At 58.3% G+C, this 21733-nt stretch carries 21 protein-coding genes; 5 read left to right on the forward strand and 16 right to left on the reverse strand.

The window, feature by feature from the left end; all coding sequences use genetic code 11:
- The first annotated feature begins 9 nt into the window (after positions 1 to 9).
- The 3 genes from qcrC to qcrB are packed head-to-tail and all read left to right on the forward strand — an operon-like array spanning position 10 to position 3548.
- Positions 10 to 819, forward strand: coding sequence for a cytochrome bc1 complex diheme cytochrome c subunit (gene qcrC, locus ABD112_RS03115; protein ID WP_343923085.1), 810 nt, complete (start codon positions 10 to 12; stop codon positions 817 to 819).
- Positions 820 to 858: 39 nt separating this feature from the next.
- Positions 859 to 1935 carry a cytochrome bc1 complex Rieske iron-sulfur subunit gene (gene qcrA / locus ABD112_RS03120; RefSeq protein WP_343923086.1) on the forward strand — a complete coding sequence of 359 codons (1077 nt, stop codon included), beginning with the start codon at positions 859 to 861 and terminating at the stop codon, positions 1933 to 1935.
- Positions 1932 to 3548 carry a cytochrome bc1 complex cytochrome b subunit gene (gene qcrB / locus ABD112_RS03125; protein WP_343923088.1) on the forward strand — a complete coding sequence of 539 codons (1617 nt, stop codon included), beginning with the start codon at positions 1932 to 1934 and terminating at the stop codon, positions 3546 to 3548. Before qcrA ends, qcrB begins: the two co-directional genes overlap by 4 nt.
- A 301-nt stretch (positions 3549 to 3849) precedes the next feature.
- Here qcrB and ABD112_RS03130 read toward each other — a convergent pair whose 3' ends face one another.
- The 6 genes from ABD112_RS03130 to ABD112_RS03155 all read right to left on the reverse strand — a co-directional run bounded on the left by ABD112_RS03130 (position 3850) and on the right by ABD112_RS03155 (position 9170).
- On the reverse strand, positions 3850 to 4311 hold the full coding sequence (locus ABD112_RS03130) for a GNAT family N-acetyltransferase (RefSeq protein WP_343923090.1): 462 nt from the start codon (positions 4309 to 4311) through the stop codon (positions 3850 to 3852).
- On the reverse strand, positions 4280 to 4702 hold the full coding sequence (locus tag ABD112_RS03135; RefSeq protein WP_343923092.1) for a cytochrome c oxidase subunit 4: 423 nt from the start codon (positions 4700 to 4702) through the stop codon (positions 4280 to 4282). Before ABD112_RS03135 ends, ABD112_RS03130 begins: the two co-directional genes overlap by 32 nt.
- Positions 4703 to 4705: 3 nt before the next feature.
- The gene (gene ctaD, locus ABD112_RS03140; protein WP_343923094.1) at positions 4706 to 6385 is read right to left on the reverse strand and encodes an aa3-type cytochrome oxidase subunit I; all 1680 of its coding nucleotides are present in this window, start codon (positions 6383 to 6385) and stop codon (positions 4706 to 4708) included.
- A gap of 5 nt (positions 6386 to 6390) precedes the next feature.
- Positions 6391 to 7248 carry an aa3-type cytochrome oxidase subunit II gene (ctaC, locus tag ABD112_RS03145; protein ID WP_486374863.1) on the reverse strand — a complete coding sequence of 286 codons (858 nt, stop codon included), beginning with the start codon at positions 7246 to 7248 and terminating at the stop codon, positions 6391 to 6393.
- Between the two features lie 137 nt (positions 7249 to 7385).
- Positions 7386 to 7742 carry a HesB/IscA family protein gene (locus tag ABD112_RS03150; protein ID WP_343923097.1) on the reverse strand — a complete coding sequence of 119 codons (357 nt, stop codon included), beginning with the start codon at positions 7740 to 7742 and terminating at the stop codon, positions 7386 to 7388.
- 9 nt (positions 7743 to 7751) lie between these two features.
- Positions 7752 to 9170, reverse strand: a complete 1419-nt coding sequence (locus tag ABD112_RS03155) for a dipeptidase (RefSeq protein WP_343923099.1) — start codon at positions 9168 to 9170, stop codon at positions 7752 to 7754.
- A 38-nt stretch (positions 9171 to 9208) separates the two neighbouring features.
- On the opposite strand from ABD112_RS03155, the gene ABD112_RS03160 reads away from it, so the two are divergent.
- Complete coding sequence (locus ABD112_RS03160) at positions 9209 to 9787, forward strand: DUF3043 domain-containing protein (protein WP_343923101.1); 579 nt, start codon at positions 9209 to 9211, stop codon at positions 9785 to 9787.
- Between the two features lie 50 nt (positions 9788 to 9837).
- Here ABD112_RS03160 and ABD112_RS03165 read toward each other — a convergent pair whose 3' ends face one another.
- From ABD112_RS03165 to hisD, 3 genes are read right to left on the reverse strand one after another with little or no spacing between them, the layout of a single operon-like run.
- Positions 9838 to 10872, reverse strand: coding sequence for a quinone-dependent dihydroorotate dehydrogenase (locus ABD112_RS03165; protein WP_343923102.1), 1035 nt, complete (start codon positions 10870 to 10872; stop codon positions 9838 to 9840).
- 51 nt (positions 10873 to 10923) lie between these two features.
- A complete protein-coding gene (gene nrdR / locus ABD112_RS03170; protein WP_343923103.1) occupies positions 10924 to 11382 on the reverse strand; it encodes a transcriptional regulator NrdR in 459 nt (152 codons plus the stop codon).
- 20 nt (positions 11383 to 11402) lie between these two features.
- The gene (gene hisD, locus ABD112_RS03175; RefSeq protein WP_343923104.1) at positions 11403 to 12716 is read right to left on the reverse strand and encodes a histidinol dehydrogenase; all 1314 of its coding nucleotides are present in this window, start codon (positions 12714 to 12716) and stop codon (positions 11403 to 11405) included.
- 68 nt (positions 12717 to 12784) lie between these two features.
- Between hisD and ABD112_RS03180 the strand changes: the two genes are divergently transcribed.
- Complete coding sequence (locus ABD112_RS03180) at positions 12785 to 13288, forward strand: flavin reductase family protein (protein ID WP_343923106.1); 504 nt, start codon at positions 12785 to 12787, stop codon at positions 13286 to 13288.
- Here ABD112_RS03180 and dnaE read toward each other — a convergent pair.
- From dnaE to ftsZ, 7 genes are all read right to left on the reverse strand, one after another.
- On the reverse strand, positions 13285 to 16749 hold the full coding sequence (gene dnaE / locus ABD112_RS03185; protein ID WP_425563793.1) for a DNA polymerase III subunit alpha: 3465 nt from the start codon (positions 16747 to 16749) through the stop codon (positions 13285 to 13287). The genes ABD112_RS03180 and dnaE overlap by 4 nt on opposite strands.
- Before the next feature lie 121 nt (positions 16750 to 16870).
- Positions 16871 to 17791: an RluA family pseudouridine synthase gene (locus tag ABD112_RS03190; RefSeq protein ID WP_343923108.1), complete on the reverse strand. Its 921-nt coding sequence runs from the start codon at positions 17789 to 17791 to the stop codon at positions 16871 to 16873.
- A 142-nt stretch (positions 17792 to 17933) separates the two neighbouring features.
- Positions 17934 to 18761 carry a DivIVA domain-containing protein gene (locus ABD112_RS03195; RefSeq protein WP_343923109.1) on the reverse strand — a complete coding sequence of 276 codons (828 nt, stop codon included), beginning with the start codon at positions 18759 to 18761 and terminating at the stop codon, positions 17934 to 17936.
- Positions 18762 to 18882: 121 nt separating this feature from the next.
- Positions 18883 to 19182 carry a YggT family protein gene (locus tag ABD112_RS03200; protein ID WP_343923110.1) on the reverse strand — a complete coding sequence of 100 codons (300 nt, stop codon included), beginning with the start codon at positions 19180 to 19182 and terminating at the stop codon, positions 18883 to 18885.
- 44 nt (positions 19183 to 19226) lie between these two features.
- Complete coding sequence (locus ABD112_RS03205; protein ID WP_343923112.1) at positions 19227 to 19688, reverse strand: cell division protein SepF; 462 nt, start codon at positions 19686 to 19688, stop codon at positions 19227 to 19229.
- A 36-nt stretch (positions 19689 to 19724) separates the two neighbouring features.
- A complete protein-coding gene (locus tag ABD112_RS03210) occupies positions 19725 to 20411 on the reverse strand; it encodes a YggS family pyridoxal phosphate-dependent enzyme (RefSeq protein WP_343923114.1) in 687 nt (228 codons plus the stop codon).
- A gap of 5 nt (positions 20412 to 20416) precedes the next feature.
- Positions 20417 to 21568: a cell division protein FtsZ gene (gene ftsZ / locus ABD112_RS03215; RefSeq protein WP_343923115.1), complete on the reverse strand. Its 1152-nt coding sequence runs from the start codon at positions 21566 to 21568 to the stop codon at positions 20417 to 20419.
- Between the last annotated feature and the right edge of the window lie 165 nt (positions 21569 to 21733).

Below are 21733 nucleotides of genomic sequence, written 5' to 3' on the forward strand. Positions count from 1 at the left end.
AATAAAGCAATGGCCTCATCGGCAGTCCGCGCGTCTCGCAGGTCACGACCTGTCGGTCGACGCCATCCTCTTGCGACCGTAGCCCTGTTGCTCGTCGGTCTCGTCGGCACAGGTGGCGCCTACGCGCTCTTCACCTCAAGCGCCACAGCAGAGACCAACGCCTCCGCCGAGGCACTGGTTGAAGAAGGCGGGAAGCTCTTCGTAGCGAACTGTGCCACGTGTCACGGACTCAACCTTCAAGGAACCACCCAGGGGCCGACGTTGATCGGTGTCGGTGCAGCTGCTACCGATTTCCAGGTCGGAACCGGCCGTATGCCACTAGCCTTCACTGGTCCGCAGGCAGAAAGGAAGCCTGTTCAGTTCACCGAAGAGCAGATTCAAGCGCTTGCAGTATTTGTCGCTTCGAAAGGTCCCGGCCCCGCTATCCCGGCGGACATGTACCTCACGGGTGAGGCCGATGTCTCAAACGGAGCCCAGCTTTTCGTTAACAACTGTGCAATGTGCCACAACGTTGCCGGTGCCGGTGGAGCGCTCACCGAAGGCAAATATGCTCCGCCGCTTGCGGACATAGCCCCCAAGTACACATACGAAGCTATGCTCACGGGCCCGCAGAACATGCCTGTGTTCAACGACACCAACCTCACGCCTGAAGAGAAGGCCGACATCATCACGTACCTCAAGTACTTGGATGAGACGCCGTCAGTCGGTGGATTTACCCTCGGGTCTCTCGGCCCCGTTTCAGAGGGACTGTTCATCTGGATTTTCGGTCTCGGCGGGATCGTGGCAATCACGGTCTGGCTCACGGCTAAGTCAAACTAGTTAGCGGCCGCTACACAGCGGACGGTTGAAGGGATAAGAATGGCAGACGACCACGGCGACACCGCCGGCAGCATCGCTGCGGGTAAGGACGTCGCGCAGCACAGCGCTTCTGCACACGATGCAGGCACCGCTGTCGTCGCAACCGACGAAGTACCCAACCCTGGGTTCCCTCCGTACCGCCCACGCGTGACCGATCTCGATCCTAAGGTTGATCGGCAGCAGGAGCGCCGCGTTTCAGCGCTCTTCTTCGTTTCCATCATCGGAAGTGTGCTCGCCGTAGCCGCGTACATTGCATTTCCCATCGAGCCGGGCAACATGCAGTCGGTTCGTAACAACACCCTGTTCCTTGGTCTCGGAATCACGATGGGACTGCTCGGCATCGGAATCGGTGCAGTGCATTGGTCAAAGTCGCTCATGGAGGGCCACGACCTCGTTGAGCAGCGTCACGGTACCCGCGGTAGCGATGAAACTCGCGCCAAGGCCATCGAGGTCTTCACGCTCGGCAATAAGGAGTCCGGCTTCGGCCGACGCACACTGCTTCGCAACACCCTTATTGGTGCTCTCGTCGTCACGCCTCTTCCTGCAATCGCTCTATTCCGCGACCTTGCTCCAGAGGAAGACCCAGTTCCGCTTCTCCGGCACACGTTCTGGGATAAGGGCATGCGCCTCGCGCAAGACCCTAGCGGCACCCCCATCAAGGCTTCGGACGTCACACTTGGCTCGGCATTCCAAGTCATCCCTGAGGGAATCAATGACTCTGAACACCGAATTGAGGAGAAGGCCAAGGCTGCCGTACTTCTCGTGCGCCTCAAGCCCGAGGACCTAAAACCTTCTGAGGGACGTGAAAGCTGGAGCTATGACGGAATCATTGCTTTCTCCAAAATATGCACGCACGTCGGATGCCCGGTTGCTCTCTACGAGCAGCAGACCCACCACTTGCTGTGCCCCTGCCACCAGTCGCAGTTCGACATCACGCGGGAAGCCGCAGTGATCTTCGGGCCAGCCGCACGTCCACTTCCGCAATTGCCGATCTCGGTCGACGCAGAGGGCTACCTCATTGCACAGAGCGACTTCAAAGAGCCCGTCGGACCAAGCTTCTGGGAGCGCCCGCTATGACAACCACACCCACCCAGAGCGCACAGCAAAAGTCGCGCGGCCAGCGTTTCACTTCAGCTGCAGCGAACTACATTGATGAGCGCACCAGCATCTCTGGTCTCGCCAAAGAGGTAGGTCGCAAGATCTTCCCCGACCACTGGTCATTTATGCTCGGTGAGGTAGCCCTCTACAGCTTCATCGTGATTCTTCTGTCGGGAACGTTCCTTACGTTCTTCTTCGAAGCCTCCATGGTCGAGGTCGAATACGACGGCTCCTACGCGCCGCTCAAGGGCATCGAGATGTCTGTCGCTATGGCGTCGACTCTCGATATCTCCTTTGACATTCGCGGTGGTCTCCTGATGCGTCAGGTACATCACTGGGCTGCGTTGCTCTTCGTGGCAGCGATCGGCTTGCACATGCTTCGCGTGTACTTCACCGGTGCGTTCCGCAAGCCACGTGAGATCAACTGGCTCATTGGTTTTGTTCTCTTCATCCTCGCAATGGCCGAAGGCTTCACCGGCTACTCACTGCCCGATGACCTGCTCTCCGGTAACGGTCTGCGCATCATCGACGGAATGGTCAAGGGGATCCCGGTTATCGGAACGTGGATCTCGTACCTGCTGTTTGGCGGAGAGTTCCCGGGTGTAGACATCATCAGCCGCCTCTACATCCTGCACATCATGCTGTTGCCTGCGATCATCATTGCGGCAATCGGCGTGCACATGCTGCTGCTCGTGATCAACAAGCACACCCAGTTCGCCGGCCCCGGTCGCACCAACGACAATGTTGTCGGTTCACCCGTCATGCCTGGCTTCGCTGCGAAGGCCGGTGGATTCTTCTTCATCGTCTTCGGTGTGATCACGCTGATCGCGTCCACGTTCTCGATCAACCCGGTGTGGGTCTACGGACCATACGACCCCTCCCCTGTATCTGCGGGTACTCAGCCTGACTGGTACATCGGATTCGCCGACGGAGCCCTCCGACTTGTTCCGTCAGGGTGGGAAACCGTATGGCTCGGGCACTTGTGGTCGTTCAACATCATCGCGCCACTAGTCATCCTCGGGCTCTTCATCGCGATCGTTGCCTTCTACCCCTTCATCGAGGCGTGGGTTACAGGTGACAAGCGTGAGCACCACATCGCTGACCGTCCCCGCAACGCACCGACGCGAACCGCGATCGGTGCAGCAGGTGTCACGTTCTACGCAGTCCTCTGGGCCGCAGCGAGTTCCGACCTGATAGCGACGCACTTCAAGCTGACTATTGAGGGAGTCATCCTCTCCTCCCAGGCGCTGCTGATCTTCGGCCCGATCATCGCGTACTTCCTCACGAAGCGCGTATGCTTGGGTCTGCAGAAGAAGGATCGCGAGATCGCACTCCACGGCTACGAGTCCGGTCGAATCGTGCGCCTGCCGCACGGTGAGTACATCGAAGTTCACGAGCAGCTCGACGAGTACGAGCGCTGGAAGCTCGTTACTTTCGACGACTACAAGCCGTTGATGATCCGCCCGAACGCTGAAGGCAAGATCTCTGGCGGCCAGCGACTGCGCGCATCCGCATCGCGGTGGTTCTTCGAAGACCGTATCGCGCCCGTATCTAAGGGCGAGATCGAAGAATCAAAGGACGGGCACCACTAGCTCTCCGCCACACAAACGCACTGTGGGCTCTGACGGATACTCTCCGTCAGGGCTCACAGTGCGTTTAAGGATGCTGAGTCCTGGCCGGATACTCCCGCCGGCAAGCGGCAAGCGAGATGGGGGCGTCTGTACAGCGCGAAAGGTCGTTATAGCCCGGATACAGCGACCGCCGGCGGGAACCAGACGGGGCCGCGTGACACGTGCCCTCGGCAGGAGCCCGCGGTCGTTCGCGCCACAGCGCAGAAACACGCGTGCGCCTTCCCGGCTCAGAGCTAGGAACCCAGGGCGGCGAACGCAGCTTTTAGTCGAAGACGCGCTTAAGGAAGTCGGCCGTCGAACGGTAACCGATTCGCTCGAAGAAGTCGGCGGAGCCACGGCTAGGAACGGTGAGTTGTCGAACGCCGCGCTCTAAGCACACTGCTTCGACGGCCTCAACGAGGCGTGTGCCGATGCCCGAGCTCTGAACTGTGCCATCCACAACGAGTTCTTGCAGTTGAGCTGAACTTCCGTTGGTGTGGAGCAAGTGCGCGATGGTCGCGAAAGCATAGCCAACAACGCCAGTACCCGGCTGTTCAGCAACCAGCATAAGAGTGGTGGCTTGATCGTCTACGGCATGCGCGAAGCTCGCGTCGTACGCCGCACGGTCCGGTGCGTACTCGGTGCCTAGCTGCTTGAGAAGCTCGAATACCGGGCCAGCATCAGCCGCGGTCGCAGAACGTATCTGCACAGTATTAGCGTGCGAAGTATCCGCGGTAGTACTCATACGTCCACCCTACGAGGCTAACGATGAGAATTCCGCCACCGATGAACGCAATCCATGGTCCGATCGCTACGCCCAAGAACACGAGGGACACGGATGCGGCGAGCACGATGGGCCACCAGCTCCACGGGCTGAAGTGTCCCTGCTCTGCATCACCATCTTCAATGTTGGCATCGAGACGGTCCTCTGCGAGCTCTGCGCCCTGTGCGCTATGTACTTTGCCCAAGTAGAAGGCGATCAGTGCCCACAGCAGTCCGCTAAGAAGCAGAGCGATCGTTCCTACCCACTCAACTCGCTGATGTGCCTGGTCAAGGAGCGACCAAACTGTGTAAAGAGCCGCAACAAGGAAGAAGAAGACGGTCAGAATCCAATAAAGCTTGACGTTAGCCTTCATGAGCTATTTCACCTTCTCGTCCGCGAGATCGTATACGGGTGCATCCGGAGCATCTTTGCCTGGGCCGATTCCGACAGGAATTCCTGCTTCAGGGTGATTCAAATCGAACGCTGGGGACTCCGAACGAATTCGCGGAATCGAGGTGAAGTTGTGGCGCGGCGGCGGGCAGCTGGTGGCCCACTCGAGCGAACGGCCGTAGCCCCACGGGTCATCAACGGTGACGCGAGGCGCCTTTCGTGCAGTGATGTACACGTTGTAGAGGAAGGGGATCATCGATACAGCGAGGATAAACGCGCCGATCGTTGACACCTGGTTCATCCACGTCACACCATCCTCTTCGAGGTAGGTGCGATAACGACGAGGAAGCCCAACAACGCCAATCCAGTGCTGGATAAGGAACGTCGTATGGAAACCGATAAACAGCAACCAAAAGTGGATCTTTCCTAGTCGCTCATTGAGCATTTTTCCGGTCCACTTAGGCCACCAGAAGTAGAATCCACTGAACATTGCGAAGACGACGGTACCGAACACCACGTAATGGAAGTGCGCAACGACGAAGTAGGTGTCGGACACTACGAAGTTGAGCGGGGGGCTAGCCAAGATCACGCCGGTGAGTCCACCGAAGGTGAAGGTAACGAGGAATCCGATTGCCCACAACATAGGGGTCTCAAAGGTAATTGAGCCTCGCCACATCGTGCCGATCCAGTTGAAGATCTTTACCCCTGTCGGCACCGCGATGAGCATTGTCATGAGGGAGAAGAACGGTAGCAATACCGATCCCGTGACATACATATGGTGAGCCCAAACCGTGACGGAGAGAGCCGCGATTGAAATTGTCGCGTAGATCAGAGTCGAGTAACCGAAAATTGGCTTGCGGCTGAAGACCGGGAACACTTCAGAGACGATTCCGAAGAACGGGAGCGCGATGATATAAACCTCGGGGTGGCCGAAGAACCAGAATAGGTGCTGCCACAGGATGACCCCACCGTTTGCGGGGTCATATATGTGTGCGCCGGCTACTCGATCGGCTCCAAGGCCGAAGAGTGCTGCAGCTAGAACGGGGAACGCCATGAGTACGAGCAGCGAAGTAACGAGCGTGTTCCACGTGAAGATGGGCATGCGGAACATCGTCATGCCAGGTGCACGCATCGTGGTGATCGTGGTGATGAAGTTGACGGCACCGAGAATGGTTCCGAAGCCGCTCATCGTAAGGCCGAATACCCACAGGTTTCCGCCAATACCGGGTGAGAACGTCGTGGTCGAAAGCGGGGCGTAGGCAAACCAACCGAAGGATGCTGCACCCTGCGGAGTAAGGAATCCAGCGACAGCAATCAGCGAACCAAAGCTGTAAAGCCAGTAAGCGAAAGCGTTGAGTCGCGGGAACGCAACATCCGGCGCGCCGATCTGTAGGGGCATGAGCACGTTGGCGAAACCCGCAAAGAGTGGCGTCGCAAACATCAGCAGCATGATTGTGCCGTGCATCGTGAACAGCTGGTTGTATTGCTCACCGGTTGCAACAACTGCCAGGCCTGGCTGAAAGAGCTGCGCGCGGATGACGAGAGCCATCACCCCGCCGAGGAGGAAGTAGAAGAAGGAGGTGATCAGGTACATGTACCCGATAGTTTTGTGGTCCGTCGAGGTGACCCAGTTCACCAAGACATTGCCCTTATGTTCAACGCTCATGAGCCCTATTCCTCGTCGCTGCTGCCGTTGCCGGGCAAGTTCTGGTTCACGTTGTAGTCAATACCGAGTTGACCCTCGTAGCCGGCGGCACGCTGGCCATCGATGTAGTCCTCGTACTCGGTTTCGGAGACAACCTTGACAGTGAAGAGCATGAGTGAGTGGTACTCGCCACACAGCTCAGCGCACTTGCCCTGATAGGTGCCTTCCTTAGTAGGAATGAAGTACATGTAGTTGCTCTTGCCGGGGACCATGTCCTTCTTGTATAAGAAGTCGACCACCCAGAAGGAGTGAATCACGTCGCGCGATTCGATCTTGATTTCAACCTTCTTGTCGACAGGAAGAACCAACTGTGGCAATGAGTCCACGTTGATCGTGCCGTCGGGGTTGAAGTCAGCCTGAACGCCAGGGCTGTAGACATTCTCATCGATGTAGTTGAAGTCCCACGCCCAACGCTTTCCAACGACCTCGATCGAAACGTCGGGATTGACCTCGACACGCTCGATCGCTGCTTGGTCACGAGCGGTGAACGCGAAAAAGCCGATTACCAGAATCAGCGGAACGATTGTGTAGAAGATCTCGATCGGCATGTTGTACCGCAACTGAACGGGAAGCCCGGTCTGTCCGCGACGACGACGGTAGACAACGGCGGTCCAGATGATGAGGCCCCACGTAATGACACCCACGATCAAAAGCACGATCCACGACGTAACCCAAAGCCCTATAACGCGACTCGTGTTGCTAGTGGTTTCGGGATCTCCTGGGAGGTAACCCTGAAGTTGATCCTGGGTACAACCGGCCAAGACCAGCATCGTAACCAGAGCGATGGGGATCGCTGCCCATCGAATTCGGCGGTTAGAGCGCACCTGTGACCTCTCGAAGAACACGGACTAATACCTGTCCAGTCTATAGGGAGCCAGACGGTCTCATGATTACCGGCTCGCCCCATACAAGTGAAAAGGTGCACCAAATCGGCGCACCTTCTCAAAAAATTGCTGTGAAATTAGTTGAAACTGTCACCACAGGCGCAACTGCCCTCAGCGTTCGGGTTGTCGATAGTGAAACCCTGCTTCTCGATGGTGTCTTCGAAGTCGATGCTTGCACCGTCAAGGTACGGAACGCTCATCTTGTCGACAACGACTTCTACGCCGTCACCGAAGTCAACGCTCACGTCACCGTCGAGAACGCGCTCGTCGAAGTAGAGCTGGTAGATGAGCCCAGAGCATCCGCCCGGCTGAACAGCCAGACGTAAGCGCAGGTCATCGCGACCCTCTTGCGACATCAGGCTACGGACCTTGTCCGTGGCAGCCTGAGTCAGTGCAACTCCGTGGGCAGCAGTTTCAACAGCGGTTTCAGTCATGACCCGATTCTACGCCCGACGTTCCAACTTTGCGAGCAGCAGCGCCTCCGTAAGGATGGCGCGTTTGAAAACCCCCAAATGCAGCGACTCGTTTGGGCTGTGCGCACGCGACTCAGGGTCCTCAACTCCCGTAACCAATATCTGCGCCTCCGGAAACACGTCAACGAGGTCGGAGATGAAAGGAATCGATCCGCCGATTCCAGTCTGAAGAGGCTCATTGCCCCACGCCTCGTGCATCGCAGCGCTCACGACCTCAACGGCCCAGCTGCTGGTATCGACCAGGAATGGGCTGCCACGGTTGACATCCGAGATCTCAAGGTGAGCCCCAAAAGGAACGTTGGCTTCAAAGTGGGCTTGCAGGGCATCGAATGCGTCATTGGGGTCCTGACCCGGCGCAATACGCGCACTGAGTTTCACGGTAACGCTCGGCGACAGAGTGTTGGATGCGTTCATTACTGTCGGCGCATCAATGCCTGTGATCGTGATGGCCGGCTTATCCCAGAGCCGGCTGAGCACGCTACCGGTGCCCACTGAGCGAACGCCCTCGAGCAGTCCGGCCTCATTCCGCAACTTTTCTTCGCTGTATTCGGGCGTCTCGCCATCGCGGGTGATCAGTCCATCCACTGCAACGGCACCGGCCTCATCGTGCAGGGTAGAAAGGAGCTTTACGGTCGCTAGCATCGCATCCGGCACCGCTCCCCCGAACATTCCAGAGTGTGAGGCGTGAGCAAGCGTCGAGACCTTGAGCTTGAACGTGACGTTTCCGCGCAACCCCACGGTGAGCGACGGGGTGTTGATGTCCCAGTTGTCAGAATCAGCTACGACGATGACATCAGCGGCAAGCTTGTCGCGATTCTCGGTGATGAAGTTCGCGAACGAGCGCGAGCCGAACTCTTCTTCTCCCTCGAAGAATGCCACGAGTCCGAGATCGAAATCTTTACCCACAGTTGCAACGAAGGCGCGGATCGCGGCGACGTGGGCCATGATGCCCGCTTTGTCATCGGCGGTGCCACGGCCGTAGAGGCGATCGCCGCGCACGGTCGGCTCGAACGGAGGCGAATCCCAGTCCGCATCCTGGCCGGGCGGCTGCACATCATGATGGGCATACAAAAGAATTGTTGGCTTGCCATTCTTAGCCGTGCGCGTAGCAAGAAGCGCCGGATGACCGAGGGTGTTCTCATCAATCGGTGCCCGCGCTAGTTCCACGCTGTCGAAAACGCCAATGCCCTCGATTAGTGCTTTGGCAGCCTCGGCGCTGCGCTGAACCTGCTCCGAATCGAAGCCATCCCACGACACTGAAGGGATTCGCACAAGCGATGACAACTCCGCAATCGTTGCTGGCATTGCCGCAACAACAGCCTCAGAAAGTGAATCGAATAGCGGATCGAGAGTCGTCGACGCGGACGTCGGCTGCGGCGTGTGAGTCATACGGGTAATCTTAGATTGACATCAACGCAAGGAACCTAGTGGCAAAAGCATCTTCGTCCGATAGCAACTCAACTCCCGAAACCCCGGCTGACCACGAAAGTGTCGCCGGAAAGGGACGCCCGACCCCAACGCGCAAAGAACGCGAAGCGGCCAACCAGCGCCCGCTCGTCTCTGACGACCGCAAGCAGGCCCGTCGCCAGGCACGCACGCAAATGCAGGCTGAGCGTGAACGGGCTCGCGTCGGCATGGCCAACGGTGAAGAGAAATACCTGCCGGTTCGGGACCGTGGCCCTCAAAAGCGCTACGTTCGCGACTATGTAGACGCCCGCTTTAGCGTCGGAGAACTACTGGTTCCCGCGATGTTTGTGGTCATCATCTTGACGCTCTTCCCGCAGCCCGAAGTGCAGGTATTTGGACTGTTTGCGCTGTGGGGCTTCTTCATCGTCGCAACCATCGACGCAATCCTGCTTGGACTTCGCCTCCGCCGCAAGATCGCCGAAAAGTTTGGCGAGTCACGCGTTGAGAAGGTGCGGTGGTACGCCGCGATGCGTTCATTGCAGCTACGCATCATGCGACTACCCAAGCCACAGGTCAAGCGCGGGCAATTCCCGAGCTAGGCCTCGCGCTCATCACCCAACGCGGCGATCGCACGACCGTGCGACGTTGGTCAGGCCGCGCGCTCAGCACGTAGGAGTGTTGCAAGCCTGCGATTAATCGACCGCGCCCAGAAGGGGCCGCGGTAGATGAATCCGGTGTAGCCCTGAACGAGCGTTGCACCGTCTCGCAGGCGCTCAGCGACATCCTCAGCCGTTTCGATACCACCGACCGAGATCACACAGAACTCGGCAGGTACGACACCGCGGATCACTCGCAATAGCTCTAGCGACCGCGCAGCAACAGGTTTACCCGACACCCCACCGGTGCCAGCAGCTTCGATGATGTCAGGTTCGGTTACGAGCCCTTTGCGAGAGAGCGTCGTATTCGTCGCGATGATGCCATCGAGTTCTTCGACGGCAAGTCGTGCAATTGCCGCAGCTTCGTCATCCGTAACATCCGGGGCTATCTTGACAAGCACCGGGGTAACGCCGGCGGCAGACTTCACTGCCGTAAGCAACGGCTTGAGCTTGTCGATCTCTTGCAACCCACGGAGCCCCGGAGTGTTTGGCGAGCTCACATTCACGACCAGATAGTCGGCAAGGGGGGCGAGCGCTCGAGCGCTCGTGAGGTAGTCGGCAACAGCATCCTCAACAGCAACGACTCGCGACTTGCCAATGTTGATTCCGATTACGGGTCGCTGTGTACGCCGCCGTTCACGCTCAATAATCACAGCTGCTTTAGCCGCGCCCGCATTGTTGAAGCCCATTCGGTTAATAACACCACGGTCGGCAACAAGGCGAAAGAGCCGCGGTTTAGGGTTTCCCGGCTGCGGAAGGGCAGTAATCGTTCCCACTTCAACATGGCTGAAGCCCAATTGCCCTAGACCCTGAATGCCGACACCAGACTTATCGAATCCTGCAGCGACCCCAAAAGGCGAATCGAAACTCAGACCGAGCGTCTCAACATGAAGCACCGAATCTGGTGTGCGCTGCTGTAAACGGCCAAGCCCAATCACGGGAAGCGTTCGGATCACCGCAAAAGCTAGGGAATGCGCGAACTCGGGGTCGAGTCGCTTGAGAACAGTGCGGAAGAAAAAGTCATACATGGGCAGCGATGCTCTCAGCGATAGAAGACAGTGGTCGACAACGGGGCCAAGCTAGGTGGTGGTGCCGTGATCCAGACGAAGCTGGCTGATGGCCAAGTCGAAGTCCTCGAGCGAATCGAAGGCTTGGTAGACGCTAGCGAACCGAAGATACGCGACTTCGTCGAGATCTCGCAGTGGCGAAAGAATCGCCAAGCCAATTTCGTTCGCATCGATCTGGGCGGCACCTGTGGCACGAATTGACTCTTCGACCTTCTGAGCAAGCACTGCCAAATCGCCGTCAGTAACTGGTCGCCCCTGGCATGCCTTGCGCACACCGCTGACGATTTTTTCGCGACTGAACGACTCCACGACACCGTTGCGTTTGATCACATTGAGTGATGCCGTCTCGGTCGTCGAGAATCGTCGCCCGCACTCGGGGCACTGTCGGCGTCGACGAATCGAAAGGCCATCGTCGCTCGTGCGAGAATCGACAACCCTGCTATCGGGATGCCTGCAAAAAGGGCAATACATAGTGGGTCAAGCGTACCCGGTTAGTGGTCTGGGAACCGCGCACTTACCGCAGCCCCGTGTGCGGGTAGATGCTCCGCGGCGCTCAGAGCGGCAATGTGCGGCTCGAGAGCTTGCAAGGCATCGTGGCTATAGCGAATCACTTGCTGGGGGCGCAAGAAGGTATATGCGCCGAGTCCTGACGAGAAGCGCGACTGACCACCGGTGGGAAGCACGTGATTGGAACCCGCCAAATAGTCGCCGAGGCTCACTGGCGACTGCGCGCCGAGGAAGATCGCACCGGCGTTGTCGATCATGTCGAGAACAGTGCCAGGCTCCTCGGTCTGGATTTCGAGGTGCTCGGGCCCATACGCATTGCTCAGCGCCGCGGCGGCCACCATGTCGCTCACCAGCACAATTGCGGACTGCTGGCCTTCAAGGGCAGTTCCTGCGCGCACAGAGTGTGACGTCGCAGCAAGTTGCTTGGCCAGCTCGATGCGCACGGCATCCGCCAACTCCTCGGAGTCCGTGACCAAGACTGCGGCTGCAAGCTCATCGTGTTCGGCTTGGCTCAGCAGGTCTGCAGCGACCAGTCGAGGGTCAGCATCCGCATCCGCAATGATCAAAATTTCGGTCGGACCAGCCTCGGAGTCGATGCCGACCATGCCCCGAACCGCGCGCTTAGCTGCCGCAACATAAACGTTCCCCGGACCGGTGATCATGTCAACGGGATCGAGCCCCAGATCTGGGATTCCGTAGGCGAACGCGCCAATGGCTCCCGCGCCGCCCATCGCGTAGACCTCGTCAACGCCAAGCAAGCCTGCGGCACCAAGGATTGTTGGATGCACCGCTCCCCCAAAAAGGCGCTGCGGAGGTGATGCCAGCGCTACCGAAGAAACGCCGGCGACCTGTGCAGGCACCACATTCATGATCACGCTCGACGGGTAAACCGCCTTGCCGCCAGGAACATAGAGTCCAACGCGATTGACGGGCTGCCAACGCTGCACGATCTCAGCGCCATCGCCGAGCTCGGTCATGATCGGTGGGGGAACCTGGGCTTTGCTCGCGGTGCGAACACGGTCAATGGCAAGTTCGAGAGCCTCGCGCACAGCTGGCTCGAGTGCGCGGGTCGCACGGGTGATTTCATCCGCGTGGATCCGCACCCGATCAGGTAGCACCCGGTCAAGGCGTTCAGCCTGATCAAGCAGCGCCTGTTCGCCTCGCTCACGAACATCGTCAATGAGCTGAATCGCCGCAGCAGAGGCGGCCGAAACGTCCATTTGAGCACGAGGGATGACACGGGAAAGTTCAGCGCGGCTCAGAGTGGCGGCACGAAGATCGATTGTATTCAGCGACATGGCTCCACCATGCTAGTTCGTTCTGCGCGTGGAATTCTTGCACGCCGATTAGGCTTGATAGAAGACATATGGAAAATTCAGCAGCAACAGACGGAATCGACGCTTTCAAGAGCGCCTTCAGGCGCCACGCGGCTGGCGTCGCGGTAGTGACCTCGATCGCACCCGACGGTCATCCGGTGGGTTTTACAGCCACGTCCCTCGCGTCGTTGGCCGCCGTTCCCCCACTTGCCACCTTCAACATGGCTCAAGTCTCGAGCTCGTGGCCCGCCATCACCGTTGGCAATCAGGTTGCGATTCACATGTTGGGACCACGAAGTCGTCATCTTGCAGAACGCATGGCGGCCGACCATGACCTCCGCTTTGTTGGCGACCACTGGCATGCCGATGACAGCGGTCTCCCACTGCTCGACGGCGCGACGGCAATTGCAATTGGACGCATCGTAGACGTGCACCCGGTGCACAACAACGCGGTCGTGGTCGTTGAGATCGATCACGGCATCCTCGGCGAGGAAGACGAAGCCTTGCTCTACCATGAGCGCACCTACATGCGCCCGCACGCTCTCGAGAACTAACCCAAGCAGCCAGGGCCGAGCAGCGTCTTTAGTTCGCCGTAGAGATCGGCTGAGACCTTGACGCGATAGGGCACCTCAAAGACTCGCGCTACGTCACCGCGAACCAGGCGCAATCGCACTTCGACGTCTCCGACATGCCGAATGAGTACATCACCGAGCCCCGCAACCACATCTGTGGTCGCCCGTTGCTCATTGATCGACACCACTATTGGTCCGGAACCCAAGCTTGGGCCGAGCTCTGGTGAGAACATGCTGACTGCATGCAAGTTCATTCCGTCGTCTCGGGCGCTTGCACGCCCACGAACCACAACGATTGAGTCATTGACCAGCCCCGGAGCAAACTCCTGATAGGTCTTGCCTAGGAACATGACACTAATCTCACCACCGAAGTCTTCGACCGTGACAATGCCGTATTGGTTGCCGCTGTTTCGAGCAACCCGGTGCTGAACACTCGTGACAAGCCCCGCGATCGACACGTGCTCGCCATCGGAGACCACATCGCCCGACAAGACCTCGGTGATGGTGGCATCCTGATGCTTCGCGAGTTGAAGCTCGAGACCCGACAGCGGATGATCAGACACATAGAGTCCCAACATCTCGCGCTCGAAGGCGAGCTTGTCGCGCTTTGACCACTCCGGCCGGTCAGGCACGCCATCATCGTCTTCATCGAAATCAAAGATGCCGCCAAACAGATCTACTTGGCCGTTGGCTTCGTTGCGTTTGAGGCTCACTGCCGAGTCGCACGCATCCTCGTGGATCTCAAGGAGTCCGCGACGGGTTGCCCCCAGAGAGTCAAATGCACCCGATTTGATCAGAGATTCCACCGTGCGCTTGTTCGCCACTTGGATGGAAACCTTGCGCAAGTAGTCGTGGAATGACTCGAAGCGACCCTTTTCGGTGCGCGCACGAACAATCTGCTCCACCACCGCGGTACCAACGTTACGAACAGCACCGAGGCCGAACCGGATGTCGCCAGAAACAGCAGTGAAGTTAACGGTGGACTCGTTGACATCGGGTGCCAGCACTTTGATGCCCATGCGACGGCACTCACTCAGATACATTCCGAGCTTGTCTTTAGAATCTCCGACACTCGTGAGTAGCGCTGCCATGTACTCGGCCGGATAGTTGGCTTTGAGGTAGGCGGTCCAATAGCTGAGCACGCCATAGCCGGCACTGTGAGCCTTGTTGAAGGCGTAGTCGGCGAACGGCATGAGGGTTTCCCACAGCACCTTGACGGCTTCTTTGCTGAAGCCGTTGTCGAGCATGCCGGTTTCGAAGCCGATGAACTGTTTGTCGAGCTCTTCCTTTTTCTTCTTGCCCATTGCGCGACGCAAAACGTCTGCTTGACCAAGCGTGAATCCTGCAACTTTTTGAGCAACGGACATCACTTGCTCTTGGTACACGATCAGACCAAAAGTGGTGCCGAGAATGTCCTTCAGCGGCTCTTCAAGCTCGGGATGGATCGCATCGATGTCTTCCAAGCCGTTCTTGCGCAGAGCGTACTTGGTGTGAGAGTTCATTCCCATGGGGCCCGGGCGATACAGTGCGATCACGGCGGAAATGTCTTCGAAGTTGGTGGGTTTAAGCTGCTTGAGCAGCGCACGCATTGGCCCGCCATCCAGCTGGAACACCCCCAGGGTGTCGCCGCGGGCGAGCAGGTCGTAGGTCTTTTGATCGGCATCCAGATCGAGGTCTTCGATGACCAGTGGCGTTCCAGTGTTCGCCTTGATCATCGTGAGCGCGTCTTCGATGACGGTGAGGTTTCGCAGCCCCAAGAAGTCCATCTTGATGAGGCCGAGGCTCTCGAGCGGTGGCTGATCGAACTGAGTGATGATCGCACCGTCGTCTTCGCGACGCATGATGGGCAGCACATCGAGCAACGGCTCAGCCGAGAGGACTACGCCGGCAGCGTGCACGCCCCATTGGCGCTTCAGACCTTCGAGCCCTACAGCCGTGTCAAAGACTTTGGCAGCTTCGGCGTCGGTGTCGACGATTCCTCGGAGATCCGCCGCTTCTTTGTACCGTGGCGCATCCTTGTTGCGCACATCGTGGAGCGAAATATCTTTACCCATGATGGCCGGCGGCATCGCTTTGGTGAGCTTCTCCCCCACCGAATAGGGCATGCCGAGCACTCGAGCAGAGTCTTTCAGCGCCTGCTTTGCCTTAATCGTTCCGTAGGTCACGATCTGAGCAACGCGGTCGTCACCATACTTGTCGGTGACATAGCGGATGACTTCGCCGCGTCGCCGATCATCGAAGTCGACATCGACGTCGGGCATCGATACACGTTCGGGGTTCAAGAATCGTTCGAAGATGAGCCCGTGGGCCAGTGGGTCTAGCTCAGTGATTCCGACCGCATACGACGCCATCGAGCCCGCTGCAGAACCACGACCGGGTCCGACGCGGATGCCCTGCGCTTTCGCCCACTCAATGAAGTCGGCGACCACCAGGAAGTAACCGGGGAACCCCATCTGCTGGATTACGTCGACCTCGTACTTGGCCTGCGCCAGGTGTGCGTCGGATGGTTCGTTGTTGAATCGCTTGTTCATTCCACGTGCGACCTCTTTTTCAAACCAGGTCGCCTCGGTTTCCCCTTCGGGAACCGGGAAGCGTGGCATGAGGTCGCGGCCCTCAAAACTGACTTCGCAGCGCTCAGCGATCAGGAGAGTGTTGTCGCAGGCTTCAGGATGCTCGCGGAACAACGAGCGCATCTCAGCGGCCGATTTGAGGTAGAACTCGTTCGAATCGAACTTGAAACGATTCGGGTCATCGAGCGTGGACGCTGACTGCACGCACAGCAGTGCCGCGTGTGCGGTCGCATCGTGAGAGTGCGTGTAGTGCAAGTCATTTGTCGCAAGCAGGGGCATGTCGAGCTCTTTAGCGAGCTTAATGAGATCGAGAATCGTGCGGCGCTCGATGTCGATGCCGTGATCCATAATCTCAGCGAAGAAGTTCTCTTTGCCGAAGATGTCCTGGAAATCTGCTGCGGCCTGTCGCGCCTCGTCGTAGAGACCAAGGCGGAGCTTGGTTTGAACCTCGCCACCGACGCAACCCGTCGTAGCGATAATGCCCTTGGAGTACTGGCTGAGTAGCTCACGATCCATTCGAGGTTTGAAGTAGAAACCCTCGATCGACGCCTTCGATGACATGCGAAACAGGTTGTGCATGCCCTCATTGTTTTGAGAGAGCAACGTCATATGGGTGTACGCACCGCTGCCGCCAACATCATCCCGAGTCTGATGGCTGCCGCCCCAACGCACGCGTGTCTTGTCGCTGCGAGCCGTGCCTGGCGTGATGTAAGCCTCGGTGCCGATAATCGGCTTAATGCCGCGGGCGGTGGCCGACTTCCAGAAGTCGTAGGCACCAAACATATTGCCGTGGTCGGTGATCGCGATCGCCGGCATTCCCTCTTCAACAGCAGCGTCGAGCAATGGCCCGACACGCGCTGCACCATCGAGCATCGAATACTCGCTGTGAACGTGCAAGTGCACAAACGAGTCGTTATTAGCAGCCACAGACACTCCGAATTCTTTCGAAATCCAGCCTAAGCCAGCACTCCAAACAGACTCTAACTGACGCGCCCTAGTCGGCCCGAAGCACCTCAAGTGCAGCCTGAAGGTCAGCCGGATATGGCGACTCGAACAACACCTGTTCGCCCGTTGCTGGATGCGCGAAACCGAGCTTGTGAGCGTGCAACCATTGGCGAGTCAGGCCAAGCCTGGCCGAAATCGTGGGGTCAGTGCCATACATGCTGTCACCAACACAGGGATGACGCTGAGCTGCCATGTGCACCCGGATCTGATGGGTGCGCCCGGTTTCGAGTTGCACTTGGACCAGAGCAGCAGAGGGAAACGCTTCAAGCGTCTCGTAGTGGGTTATCGAGTCTTTGCCACCAGCGACAACCGCAAACTTCCAGCTTGACCCTGGATGTCGACCGATCGGCGCATCAATTGTTCCCGCGAGCGGGTCGGGATGTCCTTGCACGATGGAGTGATAGATCTTGTTCACTTCGCGGTCGTGGAATGCGCGCTTGAGCTCCGTGTAGGCGAGTTCTGACTTCGCTACCACCATGAGACCGCTCGTTCCCGCATCGAGGCGGTGTACGACTCCTGCGCGTTCAGCGGCGCCCGAGGTTGAGATGCGGTATCCAGCACCGGCAAGCGCTCCCAGCACAGTCACCCCGTCCCATCCGATTGATGGGTGGGCTGCGACGCCGGCCGGCTTGTCAACGACGACGATATGTTCATCGTCGTAAACAATGCCCAGGGCATCGAGAATGACAGGCACAATTTGCGGCTCCGTCTTTGAAACCCAAGAGACTTCAATCCACGCGCCCTCAGCTAGGCGGTCAGACTTGCCGACCTCGACACCATCCATCGTCACGCCGCCCGATTCAGCGACCTCTGCGGAGAACGTCCGAGAGAAGCCAAGAAGCTTAGCTAAGGCTGCATCTACTCGCTGCCCGGCAAGACCTTCAGGAACCGGCATACTACGGGTTTCCACTACTGCTCCTTGGGTTAGTGCTCAACGTAATAACGGATGTTGCGCTGCGGCCAGTTCTCCGACTCGAGCGCAAACATAACGAAAGCCGCCAGCAGCGGCGGAGCCGAAGCTCTCACCGACTGCTGACGGCCAGTGCGAAAAACTAGCTTCCGGAGAAACCGGTGAAGCTTGCCGGAGGCCGCTGAGCAGACTGAGGCGCAGCGAAGTCTTCGGGTGACAAGTGGCCAGCTGACTGAGCAGCAGGAGCGGCATCCTGCTGAGAAGATTCCTGCTGAGAAGAGTCTTGCTGAGAAGAGTCCTGCTGAGCAGAGTCCTGAGCCGGTGCTCCAGCGGAAACGAGGCTATCGGAGTCGAGCTCGTGGAGCTGGCCCTCGATGTAGCTCTTCAGCTTCTCGCGGTACTCACGCTCAAAGTTCTGCAGCGACTCGATGCGGCTTTCAATCGCTTGACGTTCCTCATCTAGCGTGCCGACGATTGCTTCGCGCTCCTTCTCGAGCATGCCAACCTGTTCGCGCTGCTTAGCTTCTGCATCAGCAAGGATCTCTGCTGCGGATTCTTGACCTTCAGCGATGAGTGCGTCGCGCTTTGCAATGCCGTCACGAACGTGCTCTTCGTGCAGGCGGCGGGCGAGCTGGAGCAAGTTGTTGGTGCTGCTGGCATCGTCGAGAGCCGACGAAACGGGCTCAGGTGCGGGTGCAGAAGGTGCCGGTGCGCTCTCGATCGCCGCAGGAACGGACGCCGCAACCGGCGCGGGGGCAGCGGGAGCGTTGCTCGTCGACTGCTGCAGTTCGTTCGAACGCGACTCGGAAGCGGTCAAACGCTGACGAAGTTCGTCGTTCTCTTGGTTAAGTCGACGCAACTCAACAACGACCTCGTCGAGGAAGTCATCGACGTCATCTTGGTCATATCCCTCGCGGAATTTTGTCGATTCAAAGCGCTTGTTAACCACATCTTCTGGAGTCAAAGCCATTGCCGTCACCTCTAAAACTTTCTTTCAACGTATACACAACGTTTAACGTTTGAGTCATATCCTAACTACGAATCCTGACTTGTTGCCGCATGCTCTCTGAACAAGAGTACATCTGCCGAAGCTAGATCAGGAAGCCCCTCAAAATGGAGGTGAGAATAATGCACCCAAGCATGACGAGCATCCACGACAAATCAAGTGCACCGCTGCCGATGCGAATCATCGGAACAACCTTGCGAACCGCCTTGATGGGTGGGTCCGTAATCGTAAACACGATCTCCGACAGTACAAGCCCGACACCGCTCGGTCGCCACCCTCTGGCGAAGACGACAACAAGGTCGAGAATAAACCGAGCCCACATCGCAAACATGAAGAGGTTGATGGCAAAGATGGCCACCGTGGCGACAATTGAAACCGGATTCACTCTTCTAGGTTACCGGTCAAACTCGGTGGCACTGCGCAAAGTGGTTACTGAGCGAAGAACGAGGCGTCGACGTCAGACTCAACCTCGGCCTGCTCACCGCTAACCGCAACGTGTGCCGGCGACAGTAGGAAGACCTTGCTGGTGACTCGTTCGATCTTGCCGTAGAGCCCCTGTGACAAGCCACTCGCGAAGTCGACCAGGCGACGAGCATCCGGCTCGCTCATCTGAGAGAGGTTGATGATTACGGGGATGCCCTCGCGGAAGTTCTCAGCAATGAGCTGGGCGTCTTTGTATTGGCGCGGGTGCACCGTCAAAATCTCGTTCATCTCTGCCTCCGCAGTACTGGGCGCAGCGCGACGCAAAGGAGTGACTGGCGCGCGATTAGAGCTCGCTGGTGCCTGTGCTGCTGCAACAGGGGCAACCGGCGCAACCGGCCCCTGCTCGTATTCGTAGTCTTCATCGGCGAGGCCGAGGTAGACCATTGTCTTGCGCAGTGGGTTGGCCATGATAATCCTCCGAATGGTGAAGCTTCTGCTTCGAGATTAACCATGGTCGGGTCGTTTTCCCGTGATTGCCGTGCCAATTCGTAGGTGTGTCGCACCTTCGGCGATTGCTTCTGCGAAGTCGCCTGACATTCCCATGGAGAGTGCACGGGCGTGCGGATGCTGGGCCCCTATGCGCTCGGAAAGCCCCCGTAGAGCGGCGAACGCGGGTCGCGGGTCCTCGCCGAGCGGAGCCACGCCCATGAGGCCCCTCAGCTCGATTCCTGCGGCGCTAGCCACACGATCCGCGAAACCTTCAAGTTCGCTGGGAAGAACTCCTCCACGACCTGGATCATCGGTGAGGTTGACTTGCACAAATACGTCGAGCGCGGTGGCTGCCTCGTCATTGGTGAGCGCGGCGATCAAGGAGTCGCGGTCAACCGAGTGGATGGCCTGACAGTAGGCGCGCACTTGGCGTGCTTTTTTGCTCTGCAACTGACCCACGAAGCTCCAGCGCGCATCGAGGTCCGCAAGCTCAGCAACTTTTGGCTGCGCCTCCTGGTGCCGGCTCTCCCCGAAATCTCGCACACCGAGTTCGTGCAGCTCACGCACCAAGCTCGCAGGATGAAACTTGGTGATGACGATTCTCGAGATCGACGACAGATCGCGAGATGCCGCGCGTGCGGCATCCGCGATCTGGTCGTCGACGTCTGCGAGTCGTTGGCCTAACGGTGGCAGGTCAGGCATAGCTGCTACTTCAAGAAGTCAGGAACGTCGAGATCGTTCTCGGCATCATCATCAAAACTGCGATCGATAGTTGCCGCTGGCACAACACTCGGCTGCGACTTCCAGTCGGTGTCTTTCTCCGCCGACTTCTCAGCGGCAGCGATGTGCTCGGCTGGTGCCTCAGGTACGACGTAGTTGGTGCGGCGACCTTCAACAGGCTTCGACGACGGCTCTCCCCCGTCGAATCCCGCAGCAATGACGGTCACGCGCACTTCGTCGCCGAGAGTGTCATCAATAACCGCACCGAAGATGATGTTGGCTTCTGGATGCACGGCCTCTTGCACGAGGCGTGCCGCATCGTTGATCTCGAAGATTCCGAGATTCGATCCGCCCTGAATCGACAGCAACACACCATGTGCACCGTCGATGCTGGCTTCAAGCAATGGGGACGCCACAGCTAGTTCAGCCGCTTTTATGGCCCGGTCGGCCCCGCGTGAAGAACCAATTCCCATCAGCGCAGAGCCTGCGCCCTGCATCACTGACTTGACGTCGGCGAAGTCGAGGTTGATGAGGCCCGGAGTCGTGATGAGGTCTGTGATGCCCTGCACACCGGCGAGGAGAACCTGGTCGGCGGTGGTGAAGGCTTCGAGCATGCTGATGCCGCGGTCGCTGATCTCAAGGAGGCGATCGTTGGGCACAACGATGAGAGTGTCGACCTCATTCTTGAGGGTTTCGACACCGATCTCTGCCTGTGATGACCGACGCTTGCCTTCGAAGCCGAATGGCTTCGTGACAACACCGATCGTGAGAGCACCGATCGACTTCGCAATGCGGGCAACTACCGGGGCGCCACCGGTACCGGTTCCGCCGCCCTCGCCTGCAGTAACGAACACCATGTCGGCGCCGGCAAGTGCTTCTTCAATTTCTTCTGCATGATCCTCTGCAGCACGGCGACCGACCTCGGGGTCAGCGCCTGCGCCGAGTCCACGGGTCAGTTCGCGACCGACGTCGAGCTTGACGTCTGCGTCGCTCATAAGCAGTGCTTGGGCGTCGGTATTGATCGCAATGAACTCGACGCCTCGCAGGCCGAGCTCGATCATTCGGTTGACGGCGTTAACTCCGCCACCACCGATGCCGACTACCTTGATGACTGCGAGGTAGTTCTGGTTTGATGTCACGTTCGGCCTCCACTGGAAACTATCAACCTCGACTTGAGGTTTAAAGTTATGCTCAGTATGTATTTCTTTTGTTGAGAATATGCGGACACTGGGCAACACAGATGCACCGCTCACCGCGTGTCGGAAAGTGTTCGGGCAATTCGCGGAAATCACCCCTCAAGTTCG

The sequence above is a fragment of the Rhodoglobus aureus genome, from assembly GCF_039527955.1.
GTDB classification, from domain to species: Bacteria; Actinomycetota; Actinomycetes; order Actinomycetales; family Microbacteriaceae; genus Rhodoglobus; species Rhodoglobus aureus.

Bases quoted from the DNA above. Each gene is read 5' to 3' on its own strand.
- qcrC (WP_343923085.1), top strand. From the start codon at position 10: ATGGCCTCATCGGCAGTCCGCGCGTCTCGCAGGTCACGACCTGTCGGT.
- qcrA (WP_343923086.1), top strand. From the start codon at position 859: ATGGCAGACGACCACGGCGACACCGCCGGCAGCATCGCTGCGGGTAAG.
- qcrB (WP_343923088.1), top strand. From the start codon at position 1,932: ATGACAACCACACCCACCCAGAGCGCACAGCAAAAGTCGCGCGGCCAG.
- ABD112_RS03130 (WP_343923090.1), bottom strand. From the start codon at position 4,311: ATGAGTACTACCGCGGATACTTCGCACGCTAATACTGTGCAGATACGT.
- ABD112_RS03135 (WP_343923092.1), bottom strand. From the start codon at position 4,702: ATGAAGGCTAACGTCAAGCTTTATTGGATTCTGACCGTCTTCTTCTTC.
- ctaD (WP_343923094.1), bottom strand. From the start codon at position 6,385: ATGAGCGTTGAACATAAGGGCAATGTCTTGGTGAACTGGGTCACCTCG.
- ABD112_RS03150 (WP_343923097.1), bottom strand. From the start codon at position 7,742: ATGACTGAAACCGCTGTTGAAACTGCTGCCCACGGAGTTGCACTGACT.
- ABD112_RS03155 (WP_343923099.1), bottom strand. From the start codon at position 9,170: ATGACTCACACGCCGCAGCCGACGTCCGCGTCGACGACTCTCGATCCG.
- ABD112_RS03165 (WP_343923102.1), bottom strand. From the start codon at position 10,872: ATGTATGACTTTTTCTTCCGCACTGTTCTCAAGCGACTCGACCCCGAG.
- nrdR (WP_343923103.1), bottom strand. From the start codon at position 11,382: ATGTATTGCCCTTTTTGCAGGCATCCCGATAGCAGGGTTGTCGATTCT.
- hisD (WP_343923104.1), bottom strand. From the start codon at position 12,716: ATGTCGCTGAATACAATCGATCTTCGTGCCGCCACTCTGAGCCGCGCT.
- ABD112_RS03180 (WP_343923106.1), top strand. From the start codon at position 12,785: ATGGAAAATTCAGCAGCAACAGACGGAATCGACGCTTTCAAGAGCGCC.
- dnaE (WP_425563793.1), bottom strand. From the start codon at position 16,749: ATGCTCGATGGTGCAGCGCGTGTCGGGCCATTGCTCGACGCTGCTGTT.
- ABD112_RS03195 (WP_343923109.1), bottom strand. From the start codon at position 18,761: ATGGCTTTGACTCCAGAAGATGTGGTTAACAAGCGCTTTGAATCGACA.
- ABD112_RS03205 (WP_343923112.1), bottom strand. From the start codon at position 19,688: ATGGCCAACCCACTGCGCAAGACAATGGTCTACCTCGGCCTCGCCGAT.
- ABD112_RS03210 (WP_343923114.1), bottom strand. From the start codon at position 20,411: ATGCCTGACCTGCCACCGTTAGGCCAACGACTCGCAGACGTCGACGAC.